The following is a 15,077-nucleotide window of genomic DNA, read 5'->3' on the forward strand; positions in this document are numbered from 1 at the left end:
GAGTTGACGGTGGAAGATGACTCTGCCGCGCTCGCGCGGGAACTGACGGACATGGCCGCGGAGGACCAGCGCTCGTCGGTCCTGGCGAACAGCGATGACCCGGCCGAGCAGTTGGCCTGGCGGCGGCTGACCGCCCGGAACGGCGACCGGCTGGGCGAGATCATGCGCGAGTCCGGCTGGCCGACGGCCGAGCGGGTCGGCGAGGAGGCCGCACGGTCGGCGTGGCTCATCGCCCAGCACGCCGACCGGCAGCTCGACGTTCAGCGGCACGCCCTGCGGCTGATGCGGGAGGCGGTGGCGGCGGGATCGGCGGACGCCCGCGAGCTGGCCTTCCTGCACGACCGCACCCTGGTCAACGAAGGCCGCGAGCAGATCTACGGGACCCAGATCGCCGGTGTACGGGACGGCGTGCCGCTCCCGTGGCCCTGCGAGGAGCCCGAGCGCGTGGACGACCTGCGCGCCGGGGCGGGCATCGAGCCCTTCGACGACTATGTCGCCAGGTTCTCGCCGTCCTGAGTCCCACCGCGAGCGGTTCGACCGCCTCCCGGGGCCGGCCCGCACGCGGCTCCGGGCCCGGGAGGCATACGGCTCCCGGGCCCGGCCCCGGACACCGCCCCGGCCTCGAACGGCGGGCGCGCACCGCAGGCAGTCGGGTGGATAACGGGCGGTGGGGCGCCACGTTTGCCGGCGGAGGGGAAGCCTCCGCACACGGCCGCGACCAGGGCCGGGTGAGCCCACCGGGCCGCGGCCGTAGCAGCGGCAGCGGCTCACGACACCAGCTCACGACACCGGCTTACGAGCCGTCGACCTGAAGCGCCGTCCCGCCCCTCACGACGTACTCACACGGAGGAAGACACATGACCCGAGCGCCGGCACGTACCTCACGCCCACGACGCGTGCTCACCCTGACCGCGACCGTGGCCGCGGTGACCCTCGCGGGCGCGCTGCCCGCCGGGGCCGCCCCGCCGGCCTCCCACCCGCAGGGGTGCTCGGTGCGCACGCTGCAGGGCGACTTCGGCGGGAACTTCAGCGGTACCTCCGCCAGCGCCGGTCCGCTCGCCTACCAGGCTCTGGTGACCTTCCACGGCAACGCCACCGCCACCGCCAGGGCCACGCTCATGACCGAGACCTCAGGTCCGACGAGCTTCACGTCCACCATCACCTACACCCTGAAGCGGGACTGCACCGGAACGCTGACCGCGCAACGCAGCACCGGGCAGACCATCCACTACGCCATCACGGCCCTCGCGGGCGGTACGGAGGTGGCGCTGCTCCAGACCGACCCGGGGTCGGTCGTCACGGCCCAGCTGAAACGCGTCCGTCGCGGCTGATCCGGTCGAGGTGAACCGCGCCGCCGGTGCAGGGCTCCGGCGGCGCGGTGGTCGCGCGACGTGCTCCGCCTCGCGGGCCTTCAGGGCGCGAGGTGTTCGTCGAGGTCGTCGAGGACCTGCTGGAAGGGTCTGCGGAGGGCCACGGCGGCCGGGCGGTCGTCGACGCGGCCGTAGACGGCGAGACGGGCGCGGGCCGCCGTGAGCGGAGCCCTCGGGCCTGCCGTCGGACGGTCGCCCGGCGGGCCGTGTCCGGTCGCTCGCCGGACGAGGCCGGTTCGAGGCCGGATCCCGGGTTCGTCCGCCTCCAGTGCGCGGGTGATCGCCTCGGCGGTGGAGGCGGCGACGGCGGGCAGGTGCCGCCGGGCGTCGGCCAGGGCCGGTGCGAGGTCGTCCCTGCCGGTGAACAGGGCGACCTCTCCGGCCAGGGCCGTCAGGTGCGGGGCGAGTCGGTCGGCCAAGGCCACGCCGCGAACCAGGCGGTCCACTGTCCCACGGTGCCGGCGGCGCAGCGGGTTGAAGCGCATGGCGCGTTCCGCTTCGCGGGCCCGTACGGCGTGGGCGCGGACGGCCTCGGCCCGTCCCGTCACGGCGGTGAGGTTGTCCCGGGCCGTGTCGGCATCGGCGTCGAGGGCCGCGACGGTACCCATCAGCGCCTGCGTGAGGTGGGTGCGGCAGACGTCGGCGAGCGCTGTCAGCGTCCGGCGGGGATCGGGGGGCCACAGCAGCGGCGCGAGCACCATGGTGACGACCGCTCCCGCAACGGTCTCCCAGAACCGGTGGAAGGCGTAGGCGTCGGGGGAGGCGCTGGCGAAGACGAGCAGGGAGGAGGCGGGGACCTGGACGTTCAGCGGGCCGCCGGCTCTCAGGAACATTCCGGCGACGAGGCCGAGCGCCACGACCAGCGTGAGCGAGGCGGTCGACGGGTGCAGGACGTTCAGCACGGCGATGCCGATCAGGACGCCCGCCATGACGCCCAACACGCGTTGGAGCGAGGCGGCCAGAGCCGTCCCGGGGTCGCCGCGCAGCGCCACGAGCGGGACGACGGCCGCGTAGACGGGAGGGCTGTCCGAGCCGAGCCACACGGCCACCTGCCACGCGACCGCGACGGTGACCACGATCCGCGCCGCGGCCGGCCCCTCGGCGGCCACCGTGTCCCGCACGTGGCCGAAGCGCGCCGCGCGGGGCGCGAAGGCGCTCATCCGTACGTCGGGCCGTCGTACCGGAGGCGGGAGCCCGGGCCGGTCCGATCGGCGCCCCGGCCCAGGACGCGGGTGGTGCGGGTCAAGAGCCTGGCCCTCCGGTTCACGGTACGGCGGCGGTCGCGCGGCCGACAGTGGACAGCGTGCGGGCCGCCGGACGCCCCGACCGGCCATTACGTCCCCCGGCGGCATGCCGCACACCATCACACAACCCTGATCGTCCGGGGGTTCGACTCCCGTTCGGGCGTGCCCGTTCCGAGCATCCGAAAGAATGACCGATTGTCCTACGAATTGCCTTGCGCGGGTTCGGGCCGCAGCATGTAAACCACCCCGGCGGGAGGCGGCCGGCTCAGCCGCTCGCGGCCCTCGACGACGGAGGACCCGGATGGCCTCGTACTTCGAGAACAGCAGCGATTCCCTGGTACCGGACGCCCTGAAGGGCTTCGCCCGTGCCCACGCGGATCTGCTCACGCTCGACCCCGACCACGGATTCCTGCTCACCCGGGACTCCGCGCCCGCCCGGCGGGTCGGACTGCTCTCCGGCGGAGGCTCCGGGCATGAGCCCCTGCACGCCGGATACGTCGGGCGGGGCATGCTCGACGTCGCCTGCCCCGGCCTCGTCTTCGCCTCGCCGCACAACCGGCAGGTGTACGAGGGATCCCTCGCCGCGGCCCGATCCGACGGGGTGCTGCACATCGTCAAGAACTACACCGGCGACCGGATCAACTTCGGCATCGCCGCCGAACGCCTCGCCCGCCGGGGCGTCCCCTGCGCCCGCGTCCTGATCGACGACGACCTCGCCACCGAGTCCGAGGAGATCATGTCGGGGCGGCGGGGCACCGGAGGCACCGTCCTCATCGAGAAGGCGCTCGGAGCCGCGGCCGACACCGGGCTCGGCCTCGCCGAACTCCAGGAGCTCGGCACCCGCCTCGCCGCGAACTGCCGCACGCTCGCCGTCGCCTCCGCCGCGCACACCGCGCCCACGACCGGCAGGCCCGCCTTCCAGCTGGATCCGGAGGAACTGGAGTACGGCGTCGGCATCCACGGCGAACGCGCCCGGAAGACGATCGTCCGGGGTCCCCTCGGCCCTCTCGTCGAGCGGATGACCCTCGCGCTCCTCGACGCGCTCGCCCTCGCACCCGGCTCCCGTGCCATCGCCCTGGTCAACGGGCTCGGCGCGGTCACTCCACTGGAGTTGTACGCCGTCCACGCCGAACTCGCGGGCCTGCTCGACGACCGGGGCGTCGACCTGGCCCGCGCGCTGGTGGGCGAGTACGTCACCGCTCTGGACATGCGCGGCTTCTCCATCACCCTGCTCGCCGCCGACCAGCAGACCTTGAGCCTGTACGACGCCCCGGTCCGGACCGCCGCCCTGCGCTGGTGAGCGGGGCGGGCGGGACGCCGCCGAGACGCCCGCCGCCCTCCACGGCACCCGCACCCGAGAGTCTTCGAGAGTTCCCCGAGCACGGGAGGCACCCCATGACGACGAGCACGTCGCACGACGCGTTCTCCGCCGAGGTCTGGATGCGCCGCTTCGGCGCGTCCGCCCACGCCGCCAAGGCCCGCCTCACCGCACTCGACCAGGAAGTGGGCGACGGCGACTTCGGAACCAACCTCACCGCCGGCGCCGACTCCGCCCTGCGTCACCTGAACGGCCTCCCCTCGCCGGGCGGTGACCCCGCGGCGCCCCTCGACGCCGCCGCCACCGCCTTCCTCGACGAGGTCGGCGGCACCAGCGGCCCCCTCTTCGGCCTGCTGTTCCAGGCACTGGCCTCGGCCGTGGCCGAGGCGGGCGCCGCTTCCACCGCCGCCTTCGCCGCCGGCGCCGCGGACGGCCTGGCGGCCATACGCCGAGTGGGTGACGCCGCCCCCGGTGACAAGACCCTCGTCGACGCGCTGGCCCCGGCGGCGGAGGCGCTGCGCGCCGCCCCGGACGGCACTCCGCCGGAGCGGGCGCTGGCCGCCGCCGCCGAGGCCGCCTGGGAGGGCGTCCGCGAGACCGCCCGCCTGCGCGCCCGGATGGGCCGCTCCAGCTACCTCGGCGAACGTGCCGAGGGCGTTCCCGATCCGGGCGCGGTGGGCATCGGACTGCTCTTCTCCTCGGCTCAGGGCGTCGTCGACGACCTCGACGCACGGCTGAGCTGAGCCAACCGCGCTCCTTCCGCCGCGACTGCCTCCGCCGCTACTGCGACGCCGGCCGGTGCGGCGGCCAGGACTCGACCCAGGACGTCAGATCCGAGGCGTGCAGAGTGGTCACCCACAGGTCGGCCCGCGCCGCGTCCTCCTGCCCGGGGTGCGGGCCCACGCCGAGCACGCGCAGCCCGGCCCGCCGGGCCGACTCGATGCCCGTCATCGAGTCCTCGACGGCCAGGGCCCGTTCCGGCGCCGCGCCGCAGAGCCGGGCAGCCGTCGCGTAGACATCCGGCCACGGCTTCGGCCGTACCGGCTCCCCGCGCACCGCACGGGTGTCGTCCTCCTCCTCGGTCGGTACGACGATGTGCCCGAAGTGGGCCAGCAGTCCCGCCCGGTCGAGGCTCGCCTCCACGACCTTGAGCGGGCAGTTGCTCGCCACCGCCAGGGGGAGCCGGCCGGAGAGCCGGCGCACGAACTCGACGGCTCCGGGCATCGTCACCGGGTCGTCCGCGACCCTCAGCATGAAGTGGTGCAGCAGCGAGTCGGTCATCTCGGCGACCAGGTGGGGCTTGTCGGACTCCTCGGCCATCAGCCGGCCGCAGTCGGTGTAGTGGACGCCTTTGGCCCGCTCGGCGAAGCCCGGCGCGGGCGTGATCCCGAACCCTCGGAAGACCTGGTTGCGGGCGTCCTGCCAGTGCCGTTCGGTGTCCATCAAGGTGCCGTCGCAGTCGAAGACGACGGCCTCGGGGGACCAGTCGAACAACGCGTCTGTCGTGTTGGTCATGGTGTGCCGCTCCTGTGGGGAGGGGGCGGTCGGGCTTGTGGCGGGACCGCGGATTCGTGAGGTGTGCGTTTCCCTGAGGCGGCTCTGGGGACGTCGTACGTCCGCCGTTCTCATGCGGGGGCAGGGGAACGCGTCGACGCATTCCCGACCGAACCGCGAAACATCACTGCGGTCACGCTATTTACCTGCCGTAAAGCAATGCAATCACTGCTTCGAGTGCTCGACTGCGGGTGATGCGAGGTGTAAAGGCCGCGTTCCGACGTGTTCCCGGAATGCCTGCCCCGGCTCACCAATGCGGCTCACACGGAAGCGAGTTGGCTAAGCGTCGCACACGAAGAGCGAATCGACCGCCGGCGGATGCGCCTTCACCCGAATGGCCAACACACCCATCGAAATCCAGGAGGAAACCACTCCTGGGCGTGTCTGCTCGAAAGAACGTAACAATATGCGCGTGGGAGCCGGTTTTCTGTCACCGGCGTACGCGGGCGCACAACATTCTCGCACCATCGCGGGAAGGCGGCGGTCGCAGTCGGGCGGCGTGTCCAGTGGACATGTGAGGGCGGGACGGAAGATTCGTTTCCTCGGCGACGGCTCCGAAGGCGCTGTCCCCTGCGCTCCATGACGCCGGCCGACGGACCGGTGCGTTTCGTTGTACGAGGTCCGAGATACAGGCGGCGATCGTCGAATTACGTCCCTAAGGGCTGTCCTGAAACCCCTGGTGGATCAGCGGGCAGTGTCAGATGCGGTGCGGGGATCGAAATGTTGACCCGGGAAGGCGAGTTCGACCGCACACGGGTCCGTCCCGTTCGCGTTCGGAATGGATTTCTTGATCTTCATCGACGACCATCGGGGCAAACAACCTGCCCGAGCGCGGAAAGACTGTGGAAAGATTCCGTTTTCCTCGGTGTTTCAGCCGAATGGATCTCCGTGCGGGCGGGGCGGGAGACGGGCGGCCCGGCCGGTGGTGAGCGTCCCTCGGTGCATGATCTGCTTTGACTATCTGCGGCGATTCCTTCGAGCTTTTCGTAGGAATCCCTCCGGGACGGGCGGCCGGCTCCGGCTCGGCCGCCCGGGGCGAGCGGACCTCCTCAGGGCGTCTGCTCGGAGGCCGCGGCACGCTTTTCGAGTTGCTCGGCCGTGTCCGCCGCCCACTCCTGGAGCATCCGGGTGGTCCGCAGTCCCAGATCCAGCGCGTAGGCCCCGAACGGTGGACTGCCCGGCGCCGTACGGGCCGCCACGTCGTCCTTGACCTTCAGCAGGGCGTCCAGAGCGGCGCCGTGCCGCGCCTCCTGGGCTCGCATCACGGCCGCCGCTTCGTCCGGCGGGATCAGGGTCACGAGGAAGGCGCGCAGGCCGGACTCGTTGCGCACGCTGCGATAGGGGTCCTCCGCGGTGACCCACCGGGCGATCTCGTCCCGCCCGGCGTCGGTGACGGTGTAGACCTTGCGGCCCCGCCCGCCGCCCGCGTCCTCCACGGTGACGGCGCCGCTCTGCGCCATCTTCGCCAGCTCCGGATAGATCTGGCTGTGCCTGGCCTGCCACACGAGGTTGACCGAGGTGTCGAAGTGCTTGGCCAGTTCGTATCCGGAGGCCGGGCCTTGATGGGCGAGCGTTCCGAGCAGGGCGATGCGAAGGGACATGCGTACACCATACTTCGGGATTGACGTGTAAGTTTTGACATGTAAGGTCTGACACGTGAAACGAGAACCCCGCACCAACAACGGCCTCCTCCTGATCGCCATCCTCGGCGGCATGTTCCTCGCGATGCTCGACCAGACGATCGTCGGCACCGCCCTGCCCCGGATCGTCGAGGACCTCGGCGGCGAGAGCCTCTACACCTGGACCGTGACGGCCTACCTGCTCACCGCGACCGTCACCGTCCCGCTCTACGGCCGCCTCTCCGACCTCTACGGTCGCAAGCCCCTGCTGGTCACGGGCATCGTGGTGTTCCTGACGGGCAGTGTCCTGTGCGCGCTGTCGCAGAACATGGGCGAGCTCATCGCCTTCCGCGCCGTCCAGGGGCTGGGGGCCGGGGCGCTGCTGCCCCTGTCGCTGGCCATGGTGGCCGACACCGTCCCGCCGGAGCGGCGCGGTCGGGCCCAGGGGGCGGTCGGCGCCGTCATGGCGCTGAGCTACGTGGTCGGCCCCTACCTGGGCGGGGTGTTCACCGACCAGGCCAGCTGGCACTGGGTCTTCCTGGTCAACGTCCCGATCGGCGTCCTCGTCCTGGCCATCATCTGGAGGCGCCTGCCCGGAGGCGGCGGCGTCCCGAACGCCGGCCGGCCCGACTACGCCGGCATCGGCGTGCTGACCGTCGGCATCAGCTCCCTCCTGGTCGGCCTGACCATGAAGGGCGTCGACGACAACACCTGGACCGACGCCGCGGTCATCGGCCCCATCGTCCTCGCGCTCGCGCTCCTGGTTCCGTTCGTCGCCATCGAGAAGCGGGTGGCCCAACCGATCATGCCGATGGGCCTGTTCCGCAACCGCGCGTACACCCTGGCCAACGTCGCCTCGTTCTTCTCGGCGTTCAGCCTCTTCGCTGCCGTGGTGTTCCTTCCCCGCTACTTCCAGGAAGCGCTGGGCCACAGTGCCAGCACCAGCGGCCTGCTCCTGTATCCGCTGATGATCGCCATGGTGGCGGGCAGCCTCGTCGCCGGAATCCTGATAAGCGGCTCGGGGCGCTACAAGCCCTGCCTGCTGGGCGCGGCCGTCCTGGCCGCCGCCGGCTCCGCGCTGTTCACCCAGCTCGGCCTGGGAACCTCGCTGCCGGCGATGTCGATCTGGATGCTGCTCATCGGCCTCGGCATCGGCCCCACACTCTCCGGTCTGACCCTCGTCACCCAGTCCGCCGTGGAACCCGGCGACATCGGGACCGCCAGCTCCAACATCACCTTCTTCCGCCAGATCGGCGGCTCGGTGGCCCTGGCCATCGCCGGGTCCCTGTACGCCGACACGCTCACCGCTGACATGAGTGGCGGACTGCACGAGGCGCAGGCCGCCGCGACCGCCGCCGCCCTGCCCTGGCTGTCCGCCATCGGCGCGGTCGCCACCTTCGTCGCCGTGGCGTTCCTGCCCGCTCCCCGGCGGAGCCTGCGGCAGGAGGCGTCCACCGACGCCCCGCTGAGTTCACCGGTCTGACCGGAATCCCGGCCGCGCACCGCCTTCCCCGACCTGACGCCCCCCGCAGCCAACCCCACCCCGCGCCGACCGGCTCGGCGCCGGGAGCAAGGAGTCACGATGACAACGTCCGAGGACCGTACCGGACCGGACACACCGCCGTACCTGCTGGGCCACTACGCCCCGGTGCCCGACGAGTTCGACGCCGTCGAGCTGACGGTCACCGGTGCCCTCCCGCCGGAACTCGACGGCCGCTATCTGCGCAACGGGCCCAACTCCCGCCCCGGCGAGGACCCGGGCCACCTCTTCACCGGCCACGGCATGCTGCACGGCGTCCGCCTCCGCGACGGGCGCGCCGAGTGGTACCGCAACCGCTGGGTGCGCACCACCAGGCTCGCCGGCGCGCCGTACAACCGGCCGGACGGAACCCTCGACCTCGCGGCGGTGAACGCCAACACCCATGTCATCGCCCACGCCGACAGGCTTCTCGCCCTCGTCGAGAACGGCCTGCCCTACGAGGTCACCGGAGAGCTGGACACCATCGGCCCCTGCGACTTCGGCGGACGGCTCACCACCGCGATGACCGCCCACCCCAAGCAGGACCCCGTCACCGGCGAACTCCTCTTCTTCGGCTACAGCGCGCGCCCTCCCCACCTCGTCTACCACCGGTTGTCCGCGTCCGGCGAGCTGGTGGAGAGCCGGGACGTCTCCGTCCCGGCGGGCACGATGATGCACGACTTCGCCATCACCGAGAACTACGTGGTCTGGCTGGACCTGCCCGTCGTCTTCGACCTCCGCCTCGCGGGCGGCGGCGGCATGCCGATGCGCTGGGACGACGGCTACGGAGCCCGGCTCGGGCTCATGCGCCGCGACGGCACGGGCGACGTCCGCTGGTTCGACATCGAGCCCTGCTACGTCTTCCACGTCGGCAACGCCCATGAGGACGAGGCCGGGCGCGTCGTCCTCGACGCGGTGCGCTACTCCCGCTCGGCCTTCACCGCCATGTGGCAGACGATGGGCGGCCCCGTCGGCAGCCCGGTCGCCGACACGGGGTGGGTGCTGGGGGAGACGCAGGGCGGGAACGTGCACCGTTGGCGGCTCGACCCGGCCACGGGCCGGGTCGACGAGCGGCCCATCGACGACCGGGGCGTGGAGATGCCGACCATCAACGACGACCTGACCGGCCGGCCCAGCCGGTATCTGTACACGGTCGCCGAACGCGCGATCATCAAGTACGACACGCTCTCGGGCGCGTCGCACGCCTACGGCACCGGGGACGGCTCCTCGCCCGGCGAAGCCGTCTTCGTGCCCGCCCGGACCGCGACCGCCGGCGAGGAGGACGCGGGCTGGCTCCTGACCATGGTCTCCCACGGTCCTACGCAGGGGTCGGAGCTGCTCGTCCTGGACGCCCGGGACCTGACGCGGGTGGCCGCGGTGGAGATGCCGCGACGCGTCCCCGCCGGAGTCCACGGCAGCTGGATACCGGAGCGGGGCCCGGACGCGGCCGGTGAGCGCCCTTCGCAGGACTGAGCAGCGGTGGCGGCGGCCCGAACCGGCCGCCGCCACCCCCGTTCCCGTACGCCCCGCCGTGCCGGGCGGGATCCAACGGCCGGGGCGGCCGACAGCGCCGGCCGCCCCGGCGCGGGACGGTCGTTCAGCGGGTGACGCGCTTGCTCGCCGTCGTCTTCTTCGCCCCACGCTTGGCGGCGGTCTTCTTCGCCGAGGCGGGAACGGCGGTCTTCTTGGCGGGGGTGCGCTTCGCCGTGGCCGACTGCGGCGCGGCGGCGCGGGCGGCCTGCTTCTCCGTGTCCGCTCCGGCGTTCGCGAGCGTGCCCGCGCTGCTCTCCAGATGGGCGCGGACGAACCACTGGAACTGCTCCAGCCCCCGCAGGTGCTCGATGAGAAGGTCCTCGGTGACGGGATCGATCTCGCTCACCTCCGCCAGCGCCTGCCGGTGGTCCTCGATGACGCCCGTGTACACGAGGTCCAGCGCGCCGAGGTGCGCGATGGCGTCGGCGCGGCCCACGCTGTAGTCGTCCCAGGTCCGCTCCGCGACCAGCGCCCCCGGCGTGCCGTGGGGCTCCCCGCCCAGCGCCGAGATCCGCTCGGCCGCCGCGTCGGCCATGTCCCGGACAGCGGCCGTCTGCGGGTCCAGCATCTCGTGGACGGCGATGAAGTGCGGCCCGACCACGTTCCAGTGGATGTGCTTGAGGGTGAGCGACAGGTCGTTCAGAGCGTGCAGCCGCAGACTCAGCAGGTCGATCACCCGCCGGCCCTCGTCGGTGTCGAGCCCGGGGACGGTGTAGCGCGGGGCGGGGGCGGAGGGTGACATGTGGCTCCTTGACAGATGGGGTCGACGGCCGTGCGGGCTGATTCCCAGCCTTCTTCTGCCCTGCTGGGACCGGCTCTCACGTTTCCCCGCCGGGTGTTGCCCGGCGGGACATGCCCACGGTGCCAACGTTGCACCGCAACACAGGGGCGACGCGCCGGATGAGCCCGACCCGAACACCGGGTCTGATCAGCGCGAACGGAAGTTCCGCCGAGCGCAGGTCCGTTGGCGGCGGAGGTTTTTCGTTGCCCCTTTCCCTGATGCCGTACTGCAACGGCCGCGTGACGCCCCATGCTGTGTGTCACCCACTTGGCGGGCCCCGCCCGGCGGGCACCTTTCCCACGCCCCCGGACGCGGGACGGATGAACGGAGAATCGCGTGGATCGGCCAGTGCCGCAGTGGAGGACCTTCTCGCAGTTCCGGCTCGGGGACGCCGCAGACGTCGGGGACGCCGGGGCCGACGACGCGGCCGGGTACATCGGAGGGCAGGTGCCGGGCCGTGGGTGAACTGCGCCCCCTGGGGCAGGACCTGACGAACGAATCACGGGCGCTCGCGGAAGCCCTGCGGGAACTGTTCGCGGGACTGGACGTGTCGGTGCGCCGGTACGCGGCCCGACGCCGACGCGACCCGGGCACCTTCTCCCGCTACCTGAACGGGACCCGCTTACCCCCCTGGGGGGTGATCATGGACATGCTCGCGGATCTGGCCGAGCACCGCGGAACCACCGTCACCGCCGAGACCATCGAGCTCGTGCGCGAACTCTACGGGTCGGCGTTCGACGCCAACTCCTCCCCGAAACACGCCGTCCAGATCATCGAGCAGCAGTTGGCCGACGCGGACCACGTATCGCGCCGCTCCAGCGTCCGAGGCGACGTCCTCGGCGACGCCCTGCTGGACCGCAAGCACCGCATCGCCCACCTGGAGGTGCGGCTGAACCAGATGGAGGCGGTGCTCGCCGCCGAGCGGGAACGCGCCGACCAGCTGACAGCCGCCCATCCCGACGTCTCCGAGCTGCTGGGCGAACGCGACCTCCTGCGACAGGAGGTGACACGGCTCGGAAACGAACTCCAGGAGGCGCGGGAGCAGCGCGCGGACGCCGAGGCGCGCTGCGATCTCCTGGAGCGCCAGCTGGAAGTCGTCGAACGCCCCGCGGCCCTGAACCTGCCGCAGCCTCAGCCGCTGACCACGCCGAAAGTCCTCGTCGTGGACGACCAGCCCGACAACCTGCTCGCCATGACGGCGGTCCTGGGCACGCTCGACCAGGAGCTGGTCACGGTCTCCTCCGGCCGGGACGCCCTCAAGGCGCTGCTCCACCACGACGACTTCGCCGTGATCATCATGGACGTCCAGATGCCCGAGATGGACGGCTACGAGACCGCCGCGCACATCAAGCGCCGCCCGCGCAACCGGGACGTGCCGATCATCTTCCTCACCGCGATGGGCGTCGACCCCGAGCACACGGCCCGCGGCTACGCGGCCGGCGCGGTGGACTACATCAGCAAGCCCTTCGACCCCTGGGCCCTGCGCGCCAAGGTCGCCGTCTTCACCGAGATCCACCTCGAACGACGGATCGCCAACTCCGGTCCCTGACGCGCGCGGCCCGCGTGCGGGGGCGCTACTCGGCCGCGTCCGGCGGCAGGAAGCCGTGCTCGGACAGGTCGAACCAGTTGCCCTCCGGGTCGGTCGCCCGGTACTCGGCGAACGGCCGGTCACCGCCGCGCAGCACCGGGCGGGCGACACCGCGGTCCGTGATCCGGTCGGCGACGGAGGCGACGTCGGACACCTCGAAGCCGAAGTGGTTGAACCCGGCCGGCACGTCCCCGTCCAGACGCTGCTGGATCAGCGCGAGGTTGATGTATCCGTCGGTGACGAAACGGCTGCCGTCCGGGTCCTGGTGGAACTCCTCCATCTGGAGGGTGTCCCGGTAGAAGGCGGCGGCAGCGGCGGCGTCCTGGACCACCAGGGCCAGGTGCTTGAGGCGGGGCCGGTTCACGTCTGTTCTCCTCGGGTTTCCGGAACGGTCATGTTGTGAAAGGCGGTGATGCGCGCGCCGGTCCCGTCGTCCGCCACGACCGCCTGCGCGTGCGTGGTGAGGCCACCGGGCTCGATCACGGTCACCACGTGGACCAGTCGGAGTCCTCCGGCCAGCGGACGGACCAAGCGGATCTCGGGGACCAAACGGGTGTCCCGGAAGGGCCCGGCGAACAGGCGGGCGTGCCCGGCCACCACGGCTTCGCGGCCCCGCAGCTCCTCACCGCGCACGGTCACGAAGTCGACGTCCTCGGCGAAGACCGCGCCGAACGCCTCGGCGTCGCCGCGCCGCCAGCCCTCCGCCATCGCCCGCCAGAGGGCGAGCACGCCGTCGCTGTCAGTCATCGCGGCCCCCGTCACCCGGCAGGACGCCGCCCGTGGCCGGCCGGTGCACCCGCAGCGCGAGCCGCCGGCACTCCGCGTCCCAGGCGGACAGGGCGTAACCGTGCGCCCCGTGCCGCCGCTCCACGTAGCAGACGACGTTGACCGGCCAGCCGCTGCTGCGGAAGACATAGCGGTCCATCTCGGTGGGGCACTCGTCCAACGGATGGGCGCGGGCCTGCCGGGGGCCGAGCCGGTGCCAGTCGGGGTGCATGTGGACCGAGCCCAGGATGTCCAGGTTCCGGCGGTCCGCCTCGCGCGCGATGCGCAGCAGGTCCGCCGGGTCCAGCCACCACGCCCGGACCGGGTTCTCGTAGGCCGCTCCGAAGCGCGGGACGATGGTCGCGGCGAACTCCTGGCGGGCGTTCGGGTCGGTGGTGCGGGCGTTGCGTCCGAAAGCCACGTCGTGAACCAGCCAGTCACCGTCCGCAGCCGTTCCCAACAGCACCGCGAAACACGGCACCGGATCATTCTCGGTGATGTTCGCGTATTCCCGGACCGCTGCCGCGAGAAAACGATCCAATGCGGATTCGGAAAACAACACGGAGGAAGCATCCGGCGCGCGGACGGCATCCTCGCTCTCGTTCCTGGTATGCGTCAGCACATAACCCACCTGTTCGGATTCCGGCACTCCGAAGGCCGGCATCCGACCGTGTCACCGGCTGCGCCGGACGGCAACCGACCGGCGGCCGAGGAGTGCCCGGCGAACCGAAATTGTCGACCTCTGTCCGGAATGCGGGCCTATTGCATTCGGCGATAACACTTCTGTCCCCCCGGCCGCGCCCGCCGTACTATCGCGCCATGCGTCTGGACGTACGGCACCTGGATCTGGTCCTCACCATCGCCGAGGCGGGCAGCCTGCGGCGCGCCGCCGCCCGGCTGCACCTCACCCAGCCCGCGGTCACCACTCAACTGAAGCGGATCGAGCAGCACTTGGGCGGTGAGCTCTTCGTCCGTCTGCCGGACGGAGTGCTGCCCACCCGCGCGGGCTCCCTCTTCGTCCGCGACGCCACCCGCATCCGGCGGGACCTCGACGGCCTGACCCGCACCGCCCGCCGCGCTCTCCAGGGGGACGCGGAGGCGCCGGTCCGCGTCGGCGGCGTGCCGGCTCAGCATTTCAGCCTGCTGATCAAGGCGCTCGGCACCGTGCTGCCCGAACGCGGCGCGACCAGCCGCACGGTCCGGTCCACGGCCACCGCCACCGCCCTGCTCGCCTCCGGTGAACTCGACGTGGCGGTGCTGCGACGGTTCCCCGACTCGCCTCTGGCGCTGCCGCCCGGAGTCGCGCACCGGACCCTGCTCACCGAGCCGATCTTCGTCGGGGTCTCCCTGGACCACCGTCTGTCCGGCGCCGGGCGGATCGCTCTCGGCGAGTTGGCGGACGAGGACTGGGTGATGCCGCCACCCGACGACAGCGGCATGAACGGCCACATGGCCGACACCTGCCGGCGTACCGGGTTCGAGCAGCGCGTCGCGCACGTCACCGACGAGTCGCACGTCGCCTTCGCCCTGACCGCCGCCGGCGACGCGGTGTGCCCGCTCTACCCGCTGGGCAGCGCGCGCGAATCGCTGGCCACCCTCACGCTCACCGGCGACCCGCTCTTCCGCGACCTGGTGCTGGCCTGGCGCACCGATTCCCCGGCCGCCCCGGCCGTGGACGCACTGTGCGCACACATCGCGCAGGGATATCTCGCCCTTGTCGAGACCGACGACGTGTATGCACAATGGTGGCGACGAGGTGGAGCGGAATTCGCTCTTCCCTAGAGGA

Annotated in this window: 15 protein-coding genes; 8 read left to right on the top strand and 7 right to left on the bottom strand. The window is 71.9% G+C overall.

The window, feature by feature from the left end; genetic code table 11:
• Positions 1–9 precede the first annotated feature (9 nt).
• Positions 10–516, top strand: a complete 507-nt coding sequence (locus EES43_RS29040) for a DUF6624 domain-containing protein (RefSeq protein WP_124271530.1) — start codon at positions 10–12, stop codon at positions 514–516.
• A gap of 341 nt (positions 517–857) precedes the next feature.
• Positions 858–1,331, top strand: coding sequence for a hypothetical protein (locus EES43_RS29045; protein ID WP_124271531.1), 474 nt, complete (start codon positions 858–860; stop codon positions 1,329–1,331).
• Between the two features lie 80 nt (positions 1,332–1,411).
• Here EES43_RS29045 and EES43_RS29050 read toward each other — a convergent pair whose 3' ends face one another.
• Positions 1,412–2,530, bottom strand: a complete 1,119-nt coding sequence (locus EES43_RS29050; RefSeq protein WP_164493306.1) for an FUSC family protein — start codon at positions 2,528–2,530, stop codon at positions 1,412–1,414.
• 385 nt (positions 2,531–2,915) lie between these two features.
• On the opposite strand from EES43_RS29050, the gene EES43_RS29055 reads away from it, so the two are divergent.
• Together EES43_RS29055 and dhaL are read left to right on the top strand one after the other, a co-directional pair.
• The gene (locus tag EES43_RS29055; RefSeq protein ID WP_124271533.1) at positions 2,916–3,914 is read left to right on the top strand and encodes a dihydroxyacetone kinase subunit DhaK; all 999 of its coding nucleotides are present in this window, start codon (positions 2,916–2,918) and stop codon (positions 3,912–3,914) included.
• A 95-nt stretch (positions 3,915–4,009) separates the two neighbouring features.
• Positions 4,010–4,675, top strand: a complete 666-nt coding sequence (gene dhaL, locus EES43_RS29060; RefSeq protein ID WP_124271534.1) for a dihydroxyacetone kinase subunit DhaL — start codon at positions 4,010–4,012, stop codon at positions 4,673–4,675.
• Positions 4,676–4,712: 37 nt separating this feature from the next.
• On the opposite strand, the gene EES43_RS29065 is transcribed toward dhaL, so the two are convergent.
• Both EES43_RS29065 and EES43_RS29070 read right to left on the bottom strand, forming a co-directional pair.
• Positions 4,713–5,447: an HAD family hydrolase gene (locus EES43_RS29065; RefSeq protein WP_124271535.1), complete on the bottom strand. Its 735-nt coding sequence runs from the start codon at positions 5,445–5,447 to the stop codon at positions 4,713–4,715.
• A 1,088-nt stretch (positions 5,448–6,535) separates the two neighbouring features.
• On the bottom strand, positions 6,536–7,087 hold the full coding sequence (locus tag EES43_RS29070; protein ID WP_124271536.1) for a PadR family transcriptional regulator: 552 nt from the start codon (positions 7,085–7,087) through the stop codon (positions 6,536–6,538).
• Positions 7,088–7,142: 55 nt separating this feature from the next.
• On the opposite strand from EES43_RS29070, the gene EES43_RS29075 reads away from it, so the two are divergent.
• Together EES43_RS29075 and EES43_RS29080 are read left to right on the top strand one after the other, a co-directional pair.
• Entirely contained in the window at positions 7,143–8,588 is a 1,446-nt protein-coding gene (locus EES43_RS29075; RefSeq protein ID WP_206430146.1) for an MDR family MFS transporter, read from the top strand.
• 99 nt (positions 8,589–8,687) lie between these two features.
• Complete coding sequence (locus tag EES43_RS29080) at positions 8,688–10,097, top strand: carotenoid oxygenase family protein (protein ID WP_124271537.1); 1,410 nt, start codon at positions 8,688–8,690, stop codon at positions 10,095–10,097.
• A gap of 124 nt (positions 10,098–10,221) precedes the next feature.
• Here EES43_RS29080 and EES43_RS29085 read toward each other — a convergent pair whose 3' ends face one another.
• On the bottom strand, positions 10,222–10,899 hold the full coding sequence (locus tag EES43_RS29085) for a Dps family protein (protein WP_124271538.1): 678 nt from the start codon (positions 10,897–10,899) through the stop codon (positions 10,222–10,224).
• Between the two features lie 496 nt (positions 10,900–11,395).
• Between EES43_RS29085 and EES43_RS29090 the strand changes: the two genes are divergently transcribed.
• Entirely contained in the window at positions 11,396–12,487 is a 1,092-nt protein-coding gene (locus tag EES43_RS29090) for a response regulator (RefSeq protein ID WP_206430147.1), read from the top strand.
• 25 nt (positions 12,488–12,512) lie between these two features.
• On the opposite strand, the gene EES43_RS29095 is transcribed toward EES43_RS29090, so the two are convergent.
• From EES43_RS29095 to EES43_RS29105, 3 genes are read right to left on the bottom strand one after another with little or no spacing between them, the layout of a single operon-like run.
• The gene (locus EES43_RS29095) at positions 12,513–12,890 is read right to left on the bottom strand and encodes a VOC family protein (protein WP_124271539.1); all 378 of its coding nucleotides are present in this window, start codon (positions 12,888–12,890) and stop codon (positions 12,513–12,515) included.
• Complete coding sequence (locus EES43_RS29100) at positions 12,887–13,273, bottom strand: SgcJ/EcaC family oxidoreductase (protein WP_164493307.1); 387 nt, start codon at positions 13,271–13,273, stop codon at positions 12,887–12,889. The genes EES43_RS29095 and EES43_RS29100 overlap by 4 nt, the downstream gene beginning before the upstream one ends.
• Positions 13,266–13,955 (bottom strand): M67 family metallopeptidase, encoded by a 690-nt coding sequence (locus tag EES43_RS29105; RefSeq protein ID WP_206430148.1) that lies wholly within the window; start codon positions 13,953–13,955, stop codon positions 13,266–13,268. The genes EES43_RS29100 and EES43_RS29105 overlap by 8 nt, the downstream gene beginning before the upstream one ends.
• A gap of 155 nt (positions 13,956–14,110) precedes the next feature.
• Here EES43_RS29105 and EES43_RS29110 point away from each other — a divergent pair, with 155 nt between their 5' ends.
• Positions 14,111–15,073, top strand: coding sequence for a LysR family transcriptional regulator (locus EES43_RS29110; protein ID WP_164493308.1), 963 nt, complete (start codon positions 14,111–14,113; stop codon positions 15,071–15,073).
• Positions 15,074–15,077 lie beyond the last annotated feature (4 nt).

Source organism: Streptomyces sp. ADI96-02 (assembly GCF_003846185.1).
GTDB lineage: Bacteria > Actinomycetota > Actinomycetes > Streptomycetales > Streptomycetaceae > Streptomyces.